We start from the raw sequence: 12605 nt of genomic DNA, 5'->3' as shown, positions 1-12605 counted from the left end.
CGCACCCCTGACGCCCCCCAAGGCCACCTTTGTTGCGTTCAACGCAACAAAGGTGGCCTTGGGGGGCCTCTCTCCCACCCACTCATAGAACGCCGATAAGCTACATTATGTTAAGTAGCTGAGTTGAGGGCTGCCCCGCTCCGCGCTCCGGTAGCGTTTCCAGGTAGTGAAGCTTCCCGCAGTCGTTGCCGCTCTCCGCGCCGCCGGATGTGTGTTCGCAGAGGACGAGGCCGAACTGCTCACGGCGGCCGCGCGGACGCCCGCGGAGCTCGCCGCGCTGGTTCGCAGGCGCAGTCATGGCGAACCGCTGGAGATCCTCGTCGGCTGGGCCGAGTTCTGCGGTCTGCGCATCGCGCTCGAGCCCGGCGTGTTCGTGCCCCGCAGGCGCACCGAGTTCCTCGCCAGGCAGGCGGCCGCCCACGCTCGCCCCGGCTCGGTCGTCGTGGACCTCTGCTGTGGTTCCGGCGCGGTCGGTGCTGCCATCGCCGCGGCTGCCGGGCCGATCTCGCTCACGGCCGCCGACGTCGACCCGGTCGCCGTCCGCTGTGCGCGTCGCAACGTTCCCGCAGGCGCACAGGTGCACGAGGGCGACCTCTACGAGGCATTGCCCACTCCCCTGCGCCGCAGTGTGGACGTCCTCGTCGCCAACGTCCCGTACGTGCCGACCGCGGCGGTGGCCCTGCTGCCACCCGAGGCGAGGTTGCACGAGCCGAGGGGCGCGCTCGACGGCGGCGCCGACGGCCTCGATGTCCTGCGCCGAGTCACCGCAGGTGCTCCCCCGTGGCTGGCACCCGGTGGTCACCTCCTGATCGAGACGAGTGTGCGGCAGGCGCCCGCGGCCGTCGAGGCGTTCGCGGCCGCGGGCCTGGCCCCGCGAGTGGTCACCTCCGACGGCACCGCCGTCGTGCTCGGCAGATGCGGCCGGCCGGGCTGAGGCCGTTGCGTCACCTTCGCCAGAACAGGTGGTGGGTGACGCCGCTCGGGCTGGGCACGACCTCGAGGTGGAACCGGTCAAGCAGCTCATCGGGTGACTCCCAGAGCCGGACTCCGGATCCGAGCTCCACCTGCGAGACCGCCACGTGCATGGTGTCGACGAGGTCTGCGTCGAGAAACCGCCGGATGGTGGTGGGCCCGCCGCCGAGCCGGACGTCCTTGCCCCCGCCGCCTCCCGTGCCAGATCGAGGACCGTGGCCGGATCGCCGTCGACGAAGTGGAATGTCGTGTCGGAGAGGGTGAACGAAGGACGCGTGTGGTGGGTCAGCACGAACACGGGGGTCCGGAACGGGGGCTCGTTGCCCCACCAGCCGCGCCATTCGTGATCGCGCCAGGGGCCGCGTTGCGGGCCGAACTTGTTGCGGCCCATGATCTCGGCGCCGATGTTGCGGGCGAAGTCTCGCGTGAAGTAGTCGTCGAGGCCGCGGCTGCCGCCGGGATCGGCGCGCATGGGCCAACTCGCCGTGGCACCGGCCCAGGCGAACATGTCGCCAGGGTCGGCGTGGCCGAACGGCTGCTCGAGGCTCTGGTGTTCACCGGCGCCGTATCCGTCCCGCGAGACGTTGAAGTTCTGGACTCTCAGCAGTTGATTCACGTGGCTCCTCCTGTGCTGTGTGCTGATGGGGAGACTTCGCGGGCCGGACAGACTCATCGGCAGAACTGACCGGTCAGCGAGACGCCGCTCACGCCAAGAGGGGCCGCGCCAGCCCTGCCCTGGCCGCGCGAACGGGCGCTACTCTGGTGAGTAAATACTCACCCACCTAGGAGCGGCGATGAAGCTGACGATCTTCGGCGCGACCGGCGGCACGGGAAAGCAGCTCGTGCGGCAGGCGCTCGACGCGGGCCACGCGGTCACGGCAGTGGTTCGCGATCCGGCCCGGCTGCCGATCAGCCACGCCTCACTGGAGGTCGTGACCGCGGACGTGACCGACGCCGGCGCGCTGCGGCCGCTGGTGGAGGGCCGCGACGCGGTGCTGTCCTCGCTCGGCGCCGGCAGTCGCAGCGGCGCCGGGATCGCCACGGCGGGGACCACCGCGATCCTCACCGCGATGGCGGAGTCGGGCGTCCGGCGGTTCGTGGCCGTGAGCGCGATGCCGGTGGGGCCCGTTCCACCCGGAGAAAGCCTCTTCTTCCGCGGTGTCCGGCGCGTGCTGCTGACGGCGCTGAAGGACGTCTACGCGGACCTCGCCCGCATGGAGGCCGAGATCGCCCGCAGCGACACCGACTGGACCGTGTTGTGGCCGCCGCAGCTCACCGACGGCCCCCTCACCGGCGCCTACGCTCGCGAGATCGGCGCCAACGTGGCGAAGAGGCACAAGATCTCGCGCGCCGACCTCGCCCACGCCATGCTGGCCGCCCTCGACGATCCGGCCACCGTCCGCAGGTCGGTCGGCGTCGGCAGCTGACGTGACTTGGGACACCAACAGGGCGCGGCGATCTCTTGGCGTGACGACAATGAGCGGATCCACTCGTCCCCGGGAGGACTCGTGCAAGATCCGTTGTTCGCCTCGGTCGACGAGGTCGTCGAGCGCCTGGCCGGGGCCGGCTACCTGGCTTCGACGGCTGTGGCCACCACCGTGTTCCTGGCCGACCGGCTCGGCAAGCCCCTGCTGGTCGAGGGGCCCGCGGGTGTCGGCAAGACCGAGCTGGCCCGCGCGCTCGCCACTGCCACGGGCAGCGAGCTGGTCCGGCTCCAGTGCTACGAGGGCATCGACGAGTCGAGGGCGCTGTACGAGTGGAACCACGCCAAGCAGCTGCTGCGCATCACCGCGGCGCGGGACGAAGGCTGGCAGGAGACCCGCGACCACGTGTTCAGCGAGGAGTTCCTCCTCCCCCGGCCCCTGCTCACGGCGATCCGCAACCCAGATCCGACGGTGCTGCTGATCGACGAGACCGACAAGGCCGACGTCGAGATGGAAGGCTTGCTGCTGGAGGTGCTCGGCGACTTCCAGGTCACGGTGCCGGAGCTGGGCACGATCACCGCGGCGCGCAGGCCGTTCGTGCTGCTGACGTCAAACGCCACCCGCGAGCTTTCGGAGGCGCTCAAGCGGCGCTGCCTGTTCCTGCACCTGGACTTCCCCACGCCGGAGCTCGAGCGGGACATCGTGACCATGCAGGTGCCCGGTCTCGACGCGACGCTCGCCGAGTCGCTCGTACGCGTCGTGGGCGCGTTGCGGGACATGGACCTGCGTAAGGCGCCGTCGATCGCGGAGTCCGTGGACTGGGCCCGGACGCTGCTCGCGCTCGGCGCCGACAGCCTCGACGAGCAGATCGTCGAGAGCAGCCTCGGCGTGATCCTCAAGTACCAGTCCGACCATCGCAAGGCGGCCGCCGAGCTGCGGCTCGACCAGTTGCTGGACCCGGCCTCGCCATGACCACCGAGGTGCTGCCGGCGCGGCTGGTCGACTTCGTCGGTGCGCTGCGCGAGCGTGGGGTCGAGGTGGGGCCCGGTGAGACCGTCGACGCGGCGGCCGCGGTGGGCGTGCTCGGGCTCGCCGACCGGGCGCGGCTGCGGGAGGCGCTTGCCTCGACGGTGCTGCGGCGGTCCGGGCAGCGGGGCGTGTTCGACGCGGTGTTCGACCTCTACTTCCCCGTGGCCGTCGGGTCCGCGGAGTCGGCCGCCGACCGACCGTCCGATGTGTACGAGCTGCGGGACGCCCTCGTCGCCGCGCTCGCGGAGGGAGACGAGGCGCGGCTGCGGGCGCTCGCGGCGGCCGGGGTGGAGGCCTTCGGACAGTACGGCGACGTGGGCAGCGGCGGTGAGGGAGCCAACGGCACCGGCTCGAAGCGGCTCAGCGGCTGGTCGGCCTACCAGACGCTCGGCGAGGTGCGACCGGAGGCGCTGCTCAGCCGGGTACTGGCGGCGATGCGGGCGGCCCGGCCCGGCGACGGAGACGCGGGGCTCGGTGCGGCGCTCGCCGAGCGCGAGGCCCGCTCGCGTCTCACGGCGTTCCGTGAGCACGTACAGGCGGAGGCTCGCCGCCGGACGGCCGAGCTGCGCGGCCGGGAGCGCATCGCGCGGCACGCCGTGGCGTCGCAGACCGATCTGGTGACGTTCACGAGCGCGACCAAGGACCAGCTCGCGGCGATGCGGCGCACGATCCAGCCGTTGTCGCGCAAGCTCGCGACGCGGCTCGCGGCACGCAGGCGGCGGGCCCGCCGAGGGCAGATCGACCTGCGCCGGACGCTACGGCGGTCGCTGGCGACGGGCGGGGTGCCGATGCGGCCGGTGCTGCGCGAGCGGCGGCCCGGCAGGCCCGAGCTGGTGGTGCTCTGCGACATGTCCGGGTCGGTGGCCGGGTTCGCGCAGTTCACGCTCTTGCTCACGCAGGCGCTGGCCGACCAGTTCAGCAAGATCCGCAGCTTCGCGTTCGTGGGCCTCACCGACGAGATCACCGATCTGGTGAGCGCGGGCCGCGACGAGCCGGAGGGGCTGGCCACGCGGATCCTGTCGCAGGCCAGGGTCACCAGGTGGGGCATGAGCAGCGACTACGGCGAGTCGCTCGGCAGCTTCGTCGAAAGGTTCGCCGACGCGCTCGGCCCGCGCACGAGCGTGCTGATCCTCGGTGACGGCCGCACCAACTACGGCGATCCCAACCTCGGCGCGCTGCGCCTGATCGCCGAGCGCGCGCGGCACGTGTACTGGCTCAACCCCGAGGGCGAGACGTTCTGGGGCACCGGGGACTCGGCCGCGCTGCGCTACGCGAAGGTGGTGCCGATGTACGAGTGCCGCAACATCCGCCAGCTGTCGCGGCTGGTGACGGAGCTGCTGCCCGGGTGAGCGCCCAGCCCCCGGTGCGCTCGCAGGCGAGGTGACCGCGGCGAGCTCGCGTGGTGTGCCGAACGCGAGCGCGCCGCGGTCATGGCCAGGATCTTCAACTGGCACGCCGCCCTCCACCAAAACAAGTGGCAGGCCCTCTCCACGCGGCCAAGAAGACCACGTCGCGCAGCGGACCTGCTCAGCGCGGAGGTGTTCCAGCGCGAGCCGGGCGGTCCCGCACGTGTTCAGCCCCGTGCCCTGACGACCTCCCACAGGCTCGTCCAGTTGTCGTTGCCGTGCCCGGCGGCGATGGCACGGTCGTAGTGCGACCTGATCGCCTCCGGCAGCGCGACGTCGACGCCGGCCTCCTTGCTCGCCGCGACGATGTGGTCGGCGGTCGCGCCCATCATGGTCGCCGTGCTGAGGTGACCCGGGTAGCTGCGCTTCTCCAGCTCCTCCACGGTCTCGGCCAGGAATGGGGAGATCGTGTCGAAGTTGTCCACCGCATAGCGCAGGAACTCCCGCGGTGGCACGCCTTCCGCCTCCATCAGCGCGGCGGCCTGCAGGTACGCCGACAGCGACGTGAGGAAGATCGTCAGCTGTGCCTGGTAGTAGAGCTGCGCGAGGATCGGGTCCTCGCCGAGGTAGTCGGGCCTGCCCAGCAGCCGCAGCACCGGCTCGTGGGTGGTGAAGACCTCTTTCGGGCCGCTGTAGAACACGTAGGCGTTCTCGGTGCCCACCAGCGGCGCGGGCACCATCACGCCACCGGCGATCAGGGCGGCGCCGTGCCCGGCCAGCCACGCCGATGCCTCCCGCGTCCTGGCCGGAGTGTCGGAGCTGAGGTTCACCACCACTCGCCCGGCGAGCGCGTCGGTCGCGGAGCCGAGGATGTCGTACATGGCCCGGTAGTCGGTCAGGCTCAGCACCACCAGTTCGCTCGCCGCGAGCGCCGCTGCCGGGCTGTCCGCGCGGACCGCTCCGGCGGCGACCACGTCGTCGGCCCGGTTCGCCGTGCGGTTCCAGACCGTCACGGAGTGGCCGTGCCGGAGGAAGGTGTGGACCATCGCCTGGCCCATCGGTCCCAGGCCGATCAGGGTCACGTCGGTTGTCGTGGTCATGCGGGGTTTCCTTTCCTGAGCAGTTCGATGACTCCGGTGATGTCCTCGCGCGCGTGGCCGGCCTCGGCGCGCCGCCGCAGGAGCGAGCCGAACGGGGCGAGCAGTTCGGGGCTGAGGCCCTGTTCTTCGGCGGTGCGGATCAGGTTGGCGAAGCCCGCCGCCTGCATGCCGAGGTTGGACACGACGCCGGCGGTGTAGTCGCCACTGTCGATCTGCCCTGCCGCGGCGTGCGCCCAGCCCCCCATCGCGCTCAGCCAGCGCGTGAGCAGTGGGGCGAACTCCGCTGCGGGCGTGCCCTCCGCGCGGACGACGGCGAACGCGTGGACGATTCCGGCGAACATGCCGTACATGCCGCTGAGCAGGGCGATGTCGTGCAGCGCGGCCAGTCCCGCCGCCTCACCGAGGTAGTGCGGCTCGCCGAGAACGGCGAGTGTGCCGCGGTGGGTGTCGAACGCCGCCCTGGATCCGCTGTAGAGCAGGAACGCTTCCGGGGTGGCGATCTGCGGTGGGACCGCCATGATGCCGCCGTCGAGGTAGTCGGCGCCGTGGCAGGCTGCCCACTCGGCGAACCTCCGCGCCTGCGCCGGGGTTCCGTTGGTGAGGTTGGCGAGCACGCGGCCGCGTAGCGCGTCACCGTGTTCGTCGAGAACCTCGTGCACGGAGGCGTAGTCGAGCAGGCAGGTGAGCACGAGCGAGCTGGCCGCGATCGCCTCGCCGGGGGTCGCCGCACGGGCCGCGCCGCGCTCCACGAGCGGGTCCGCCCTTGTCGCGGTTCGGTTCCACACCGTCACCGGGTGGCCCTCCGCCAGCAGCGCCTCGGCGAGCGCCGTGCCCATCGCGCCGAGCCCGAGCACGGTCACCGCCGGTCTGTCGGTTTCGGTCATGCTCCGACGGTGCCGGTCCCCGCGCACGATCGGCTGCGGGTTCGCGCACGGCCCGGTTTCGTCGGTGGCCTTGGCTAGTGTCGGTTTCGTGCGATTCGGCGTGCTGGGGCCGCTTGCGGTCTGGACCGACGACGGCACGGCCGTCCGCGTGCCCGAGGTGAAGGTCAGGGCGCTGCTGGCGAACCTGCTCGTGCACGAGGGGCGGCCCGTCTCGGTCGACCGGCTGGCCGACGACCTCTGGGGCGATCGGCTTCCCGGCAATCCGGGCAACACACTGCAGACCAAGGTGTCGCAGCTGCGCCGCGCACTGGAGGCGGCGGAGCCGGGCGCGAAGGCGCTGGTGGTCCGCCACGACGCCGGATATCGGCTCCGGCTCGACGGCGACCTGCTGGACGTTCAGCGGTTCCGCGCGCTGACCGGGCAGGCACGCCGGAGCGCCGACCCCAAGCAGAAGGCGTCCCTGCTCGCCGACGCGCTCGCGCTGTGGCGGGGTCCCGCGCTCGCCGAGTTCGCCGACGAGCCGTTCGCGGCTCCGGTGATCCAGCGCCTCGAACAGGAGCGGCTGGCGGCGCTGGAGGACCACGCCGACGCGCGGCTGGCCCTCGGCGAGCACGCGGCGCTGGCGGGCGAGCTGGGCGACGTGGTCGCGAGGCACCCGCTGCGCGAGCGGCTCAGGGCGCTGCACCTGCGTGCGCTCTACGGCGCTGGGCGGCAGAGCGAGGCACTGGAGAGCTACGCGGAGCTGCGGCGGCGCCTTGCCGGGGAGCTGGGCCTGGAACCGGGCCCCGAGCTGGTCGCGTTGCACCAGGCGATCCTGAATCAGGACCCCACGCTGCACCTCCCGCCGCCCGCCGTGCCGAGGGCCGCGTTGCCGGTGCCGCTGACCGAGCTGCTGGGCCGGGAGAACGCGGTACGTGACGTGCGGGCGGCGCTGGGCTCCGCGCGCCTGGTCACCCTCACCGGACCCGGCGGGGTCGGCAAGACCCGGCTCGCCCTCGAGACGGCCACCAGGATCGCGGAGTCCACTTCGGACGACGTCAGGTTCGTCGAGCTGGCCGGTCTGGACCGCCACCCCTGCCAGGGCGCGGGTGGCGGCGAGTGGGTGCCCGAGGCGGTCGCGGCGGTGCTCGGCGTCCGGCAGGACTCCGGCCCGGGCCCCGACCTCACCGGGAGGATCGCCGACGCGGTGCGGGACCGGGACGTCCTGCTCGTGCTCGACAACTGCGAGCTGCTCGTCGAGCCCGTCGCGGAGCTGGCGGCGCGCCTGCTGCGGGCCGCGCCCCGGCTGCGGATCCTCGCGACCAGCCAGCAGGCGCTCGGGGTGGGCGGTGAGGTGCTGTGGGCGGTTCCGCCACTCGGCATCCCCGCGAAGGGGCACCTCGACCCGGCTCGTCCTGCCGAGGAGGTGCTCCCGTCGGTGCGCGAGTTCAGCGCCGTGCGGCTGTTCGTCGACCGGGCCGCGGCCGGAGCACCCGGGTTCGCGCTCACCCCGGCGAACGTGCACGCGGTCGCCACCATCTGCCGCAGGCTCGACGGCCTGCCGCTCGCGCTGGAACTGGCCGCCACGCGCGTGCGCGCGCTTGGCGTGGACGAGCTGCTGGCAAGGCTCGACGACCGGTTCCGGCTCCTGTCCGGCGGCCCTCGCGACGCACCGGCCAGGCAGCGAACGCTGCGCGCGATGATCGACTGGAGCTGGGAGCTGCTCACCGAGCCGGAGCGGGTGGTGTTGCGCAGGCTCGCGGTGCACGCCGAAAGCTGCGGGCTCGACGCGGCCGAGGCGGTGTGCGCGGGCGACGGGGTGGAGCCGGGTTCGGTGCTCGACCTGCTGGCGAAGCTCGTCGAGAAGTCACTGGTGGTCGCCGAACAGGGCGTGGTGGGCCCCCGCTACCGGCTGCTCGAATCGGTGCTGGCGTACTGCCTCGACCGGCTGGACGACGCGGGCGAGGCCGACCGGGTACGGCTGCGGCACGCGCGGTTCCACGCCGCGCTGGCCGCGCGCGCCGATCCCCTGCTGCGGGGTCGTGACCAGCAGCGGTGGCTGCACCGGCTAGACGCCGAGTCGGCCAACCTCCGGGCCGCGCTCGACACGTTCGTCCGGCTCGGCGAGGCCGAGGCCGCGCTGCGGCTGGTGAACGCGATGACGTGGTACTGGTTCCTGCGCGGACGCATCGGCGAGGCGCGGCGGTCGCTGCGCATGACGCTGGCCCTGGCGGGCGGGGCCGATCACTCGTCGCGCGGCGGCGCGGCGGCCTGGGCGGCGGGACTGGCTGTGCTCGCGGGTGAGCGTGCGGACCAGGCGGCGTTCGCGGCGGCCGAGGCGATTCCCGACGCCGCGGTGCGGGCGCGGGCGCTCTGGTTCCTCGGCTATGTGCTGGGCACGGTGGGCGATCTGCACGCGGGCAGGCGTGGCAACCGAGCCGCTCTCGCGGGGTTTCGCGCGCTCGGGGACCGCTGGGGCACGGCGGCGGCGCTGGCCGACAGCGCGGGGCACCTGCTCTCGCTCGGCCACCTGGACGAGTCGGAGCGGGCTGCCCGGGAGTCCGCGGAGCTGTTCGGTGAGCTGGGCGAGCGCTGGGGCCGGTTGCAGGCGTCGTTCGCGCTCGGCGCGCTTGCGCAGATCCGCGGCGACTACGACGCGGCGCGGAGCCGGTTCCGCGAGAGCCTGCGCGACGCCGAGGAGCTCGGGCTGTGGCCCGAGTTGTCGTACCAGCTGTCGTGGCTGGGCCGGACGGCGCTGCTGACCGGGGACCTGCGGGAGGCCCGTGAGCTGCACGAGCGGGCAATGCGGCTGGCGGCGGAGCAGGGCTTCGCGCCGGGCGAGATGTACGCCAGGACCGGGCTCGCCCTCGGCGCCAGGAAGGCGGGCGATCTCGACGAGGCCGACCGGCACCTGCACGTCCTGCTGGACTGGCACCGGCTGGTGGAGTTCGAGCCCGGCAGCACGCTCGTGCTCGCGGAGCTGGGTTTCGTCGCCGAGCAGCGCGGTGACGTCGCGCTGGCCGGGTCGCGACACCGGGCCGCGCTGACGGTGGCCCGGCGGGTGGGCGATCCCCGAGCCATGGCGCTGGCGCTGGAGGGGCTGGCCGGTGCCGCCGTCCTCGGCGGGGAGCCCGCGCGCGCGGCGTCGCTGCTCGGCATGGCCGAGGCCGCGCGCACCTCGGTGGGCGCACCCCTGCCCGTTGCGGAGCGTCACGACGTCGACCGGATCAGGGCCTCGGCCACCGCCGCGCTCGGCGCGGAAGGGTTCGCCCGCAAGCACCGGCAGGGCGCTGAGCTGGGCTTGAGCGGAGTGGACGAGGTGCTGGACAGCGACGGGCCGAATATGTAGTTGCAGCACACAAGTTTTCTGAGTTACCCTCGAGAGAACCCCGAAGTCTCTCGACAAGGAGCTCACTACGTCCGCGCCCGCACACACCCCGGCCACCGAGCCGATGACACACCGGCAGATCCTGGAAGCCTTCACCGGTCTGCTGCTCGCCCTGCTGGTGGCGATCCTCTCCTCCACGATCGTCTCCAACGCGCTGCCGACGATCCTCGCCGATCTCGACGGCACCCAGAACCAGTACACGTGGGTCGTCACCGCGATGCTGCTGACCTCCACGGCCACCACGCCGATCTGGGGCAAGCTCTCCGACCTGTTCAGCAAGAAGCTGCTGTACCAGCTCGCCATCGTGATCTTCACCGTCGGTTCCGTGCTCGGCGGGTTCGCGCAGTCGATGCCCGAGCTGATCGCCTACCGCGCGCTGCAGGGCGTCGGCATGGGTGGCTTGCAGGCGCTCATCCAGGCCGTCATGGCCGCGATGATCGCGCCCCGTGACCGCGGCAAGTACTCCGGCTACATCGGCGGGGTGTTCGCGGTCGCCACCGTGTCGGGCCCACTGCTCGGCGGCGTGATCGTCGACTCTGCGCTCGGCTGGCGCTGGTGCTTCTGGGTGTGCGTGCCGATCGCGATCCTCGCGTTCATCGTCCTGGGCAGGACACTGCACCTGCCCGTCATCAAGCGCGACGTCAAGATCGACTGGCTGGGCGCGACCCTGATCGTCGGTGGCGTGGCACTGCTGCTGATCTGGGTGTCACTGGCGGGCAAGAACTTCGCGTGGTGGTCGCCGGAGACGCTGTGGTTCATCGGCGGCGCGGCGGTGGCGCTGGCGCTGGCCCTCGTCGTCGAGACGAAGGTCCGCGAGCCGGTGGTGCCCCTGCGGCTGTTCCGCGACAGCACCTTCTCGCTGTCGGTGCTGGGCACGCTCGCCGTGGGCACAGCGATGTTCGGCGGTGCGGTCTTCCTCGCGCAGTACTACCAGATCGCCCGCGGCTACTCCCCCACACACGCCGGCCTCATGACGTTGCCGATGGTGCTCGGGCTGTTCCTCTCCTCGACGATCAGCGGCCAGATCGTGTCCCGCATCGGACGGACCAAGCCGTTCCTGATCGGCGGCTCGGTGCTGCTCGTGACCGCCCTGTTCCTGCTGAGCACCATCGACCACACCACCAACCTCACCCTCATGGGCTGCTACCTCGCGCTGATGGGCATCGGCGTGGGCGCGCTCATGCAGAACCTCGTGCTCGTCGCGCAGAACACCGTGGGCATGCGCGACATGGGCTCCTCGACAGCGGTCGTGACGTTCTTCCGGACGCTGGGCGGCTCGGCCGGCGTGTCGGCGCTCGGAGCGGTGCTCGCCAACGAGGTCAGCGGCGGTAACGGCGGGGCAGGCGGAGGTTCGCTCGACCTCGCTTCCCTGCCTCCCGCGGCCAGGGAAGCGCTCCGTGCGGCCTACGGCGACGGCACCGGCACGATCTTCCTCATCTCCGCGATCGTCGCCGTGGTGACGCTGCTCGCGGTGCTGTTCCTCAAGGAGACCCCGCTGCGCAGCACCCTCGACACCGGCGCGGAACCCTCGCCGGAAGCGGAACCGGAAGCGGAAGCAGGGCGCGAACCTGCGCCGAGGTCCACCGTGCTCGCCGAGCGCGCGCCGCTCGCCATGTACGGCGTGGTCACCGCGGGCGGCGAGCCCGTCGACGGCGTGTCGCTCACGCTGACCGACGGCAGCGGCGCCCAGGTCGACCTCCAGCGCAGCGACCCCACCGGCAGCTACCTGGTCACCGCGCCAGCGCCGGGCCGCTACGTCCTCATCGCCGCCGCCGAGCACCTCCAGCCCGTGGCCCACACCGTCGAGCTGACCGGATCACCGGCGCGCCGGGACCTCGCCCTGTCCGGGGCCGGTGCCGTGAGCGGCCGGATCCGCGGTGCGGGTCACCGCGCGGTCGGAGGGGCGACCGTCGTGCTCACCGACGCACGCGGCGACGTTCTCAGCTCCGGGCTCAGCGGCGGCGACGGCTGGTACCAGTTCCCGGACGTCATCGGCGGCAGCTACACCCTCGCCGTCACCGCGCGGGGCTACCGGCCGCAGGCCGTGCCGGTCTCCCTCGTCGACGGCGATCAGCTCTCCCGTGACGTCGAGCTGGCCCCGGCGGGCCAGGTGCTCGGCACGGTCCGCTCCGGGCTGAGCGGGCAGGCCGTGGCCGAGGCGCAGGTGACCCTGCTCGACGTGGACGGCCAGGTGGTGGGCGTGACGCTCACCGACGCCGAGGGCGGCTACCGATTCGGTGACCTCGACGTCGGCGCGTACACGATCATCGCCACCGGCTACGCCCCCGCCACGGCGCAGCTGACCGTCGCGGGCGAGGGCAGTGAGCGGCACGACGTCGAACTCGGCTACACCACCGACTTCGACCGCCACGACACCGGACGCTAGTGCCCTCCGCCGGGAGTCTGTTGCTTGAGTCGGTGGATCCGGGTTTCCGCTGGCAAGGCGCCGGTTCGTCCTCGTACTGGGCTGTACTTGGGCGGAC

The 12605-nt window shown here is 72.4% G+C and carries 8 protein-coding genes and 1 pseudogene; 6 read left to right on the top strand and 3 right to left on the bottom strand.

Annotated features, from left to right (window positions below):
* Positions 1-166: 166 nt before the first annotated feature.
* Complete coding sequence (locus DI005_RS06605; protein WP_113641556.1) at positions 167-934, top strand: putative protein N(5)-glutamine methyltransferase; 768 nt, start codon at positions 167-169, stop codon at positions 932-934.
* Positions 935-944: 10 nt separating this feature from the next.
* On the opposite strand, the pseudogene DI005_RS06600 reads toward DI005_RS06605, so the two are convergent.
* Positions 945-1588, bottom strand: a pseudogene (locus tag DI005_RS06600) (dihydrofolate reductase family protein).
* Between the two features lie 178 nt (positions 1589-1766).
* On the opposite strand from DI005_RS06600, the gene DI005_RS06595 reads away from it, so the two are divergent.
* From DI005_RS06595 to DI005_RS06585, 3 genes are all read left to right on the top strand, one after another.
* On the top strand, positions 1767-2399 hold the full coding sequence (locus DI005_RS06595) for an NAD(P)-dependent oxidoreductase (protein ID WP_112270444.1): 633 nt from the start codon (positions 1767-1769) through the stop codon (positions 2397-2399).
* An 81-nt stretch (positions 2400-2480) separates the two neighbouring features.
* Entirely contained in the window at positions 2481-3368 is an 888-nt protein-coding gene (locus DI005_RS06590; protein ID WP_113641555.1) for a MoxR family ATPase, read from the top strand.
* A complete protein-coding gene (locus tag DI005_RS06585; protein WP_113641554.1) occupies positions 3365-4774 on the top strand; it encodes a VWA domain-containing protein in 1410 nt (469 codons plus the stop codon). Before DI005_RS06590 ends, DI005_RS06585 begins: the two co-directional genes overlap by 4 nt.
* A 224-nt stretch (positions 4775-4998) precedes the next feature.
* On the opposite strand, the gene DI005_RS06580 is transcribed toward DI005_RS06585, so the two are convergent.
* A complete protein-coding gene (locus DI005_RS06580; RefSeq protein ID WP_112270450.1) occupies positions 4999-5871 on the bottom strand; it encodes an NAD(P)-dependent oxidoreductase in 873 nt (290 codons plus the stop codon).
* Positions 5868-6755 (bottom strand): NAD(P)-dependent oxidoreductase, encoded by an 888-nt coding sequence (locus tag DI005_RS06575; RefSeq protein ID WP_113641553.1) that lies wholly within the window; start codon positions 6753-6755, stop codon positions 5868-5870. The genes DI005_RS06580 and DI005_RS06575 overlap by 4 nt, the downstream gene beginning before the upstream one ends.
* A gap of 88 nt (positions 6756-6843) precedes the next feature.
* Between DI005_RS06575 and DI005_RS06570 the strand changes: the two genes are divergently transcribed.
* Positions 6844-10083, top strand: coding sequence for a BTAD domain-containing putative transcriptional regulator (locus DI005_RS06570; RefSeq protein WP_113641627.1), 3240 nt, complete (start codon positions 6844-6846; stop codon positions 10081-10083).
* A gap of 103 nt (positions 10084-10186) precedes the next feature.
* Complete coding sequence (locus DI005_RS06565; protein WP_113641552.1) at positions 10187-12508, top strand: MFS transporter; 2322 nt, start codon at positions 10187-10189, stop codon at positions 12506-12508.
* Positions 12509-12605 lie beyond the last annotated feature (97 nt).

Origin of the sequence: Prauserella sp. PE36 (genome assembly GCF_003311655.1) — a bacterium.
Lineage (GTDB): Bacteria > Actinomycetota > Actinomycetes > Mycobacteriales > Pseudonocardiaceae > Prauserella_A > Prauserella_A endophytica.
This window is presented reverse-complemented; position numbering and strand designations above follow the sequence as displayed.

What these genes read in the sequence shown, in the direction of transcription:
- DI005_RS06595 (WP_112270444.1), top strand. Translation starts at nt 1,767, where the DNA reads ATGAAGCTGACGATCTTCGGCGCGACCGGCGGCACGGGAAAGCAGCTC.
- DI005_RS06585 (WP_113641554.1), top strand. Translation starts at nt 3,365, where the DNA reads ATGACCACCGAGGTGCTGCCGGCGCGGCTGGTCGACTTCGTCGGTGCG.
- DI005_RS06580 (WP_112270450.1), bottom strand. Translation starts at nt 5,871, where the DNA reads ATGACCACGACAACCGACGTGACCCTGATCGGCCTGGGACCGATGGGC.
- DI005_RS06575 (WP_113641553.1), bottom strand. Translation starts at nt 6,755, where the DNA reads ATGACCGAAACCGACAGACCGGCGGTGACCGTGCTCGGGCTCGGCGCG.
- DI005_RS06565 (WP_113641552.1), top strand. Translation starts at nt 10,187, where the DNA reads ATGACACACCGGCAGATCCTGGAAGCCTTCACCGGTCTGCTGCTCGCC.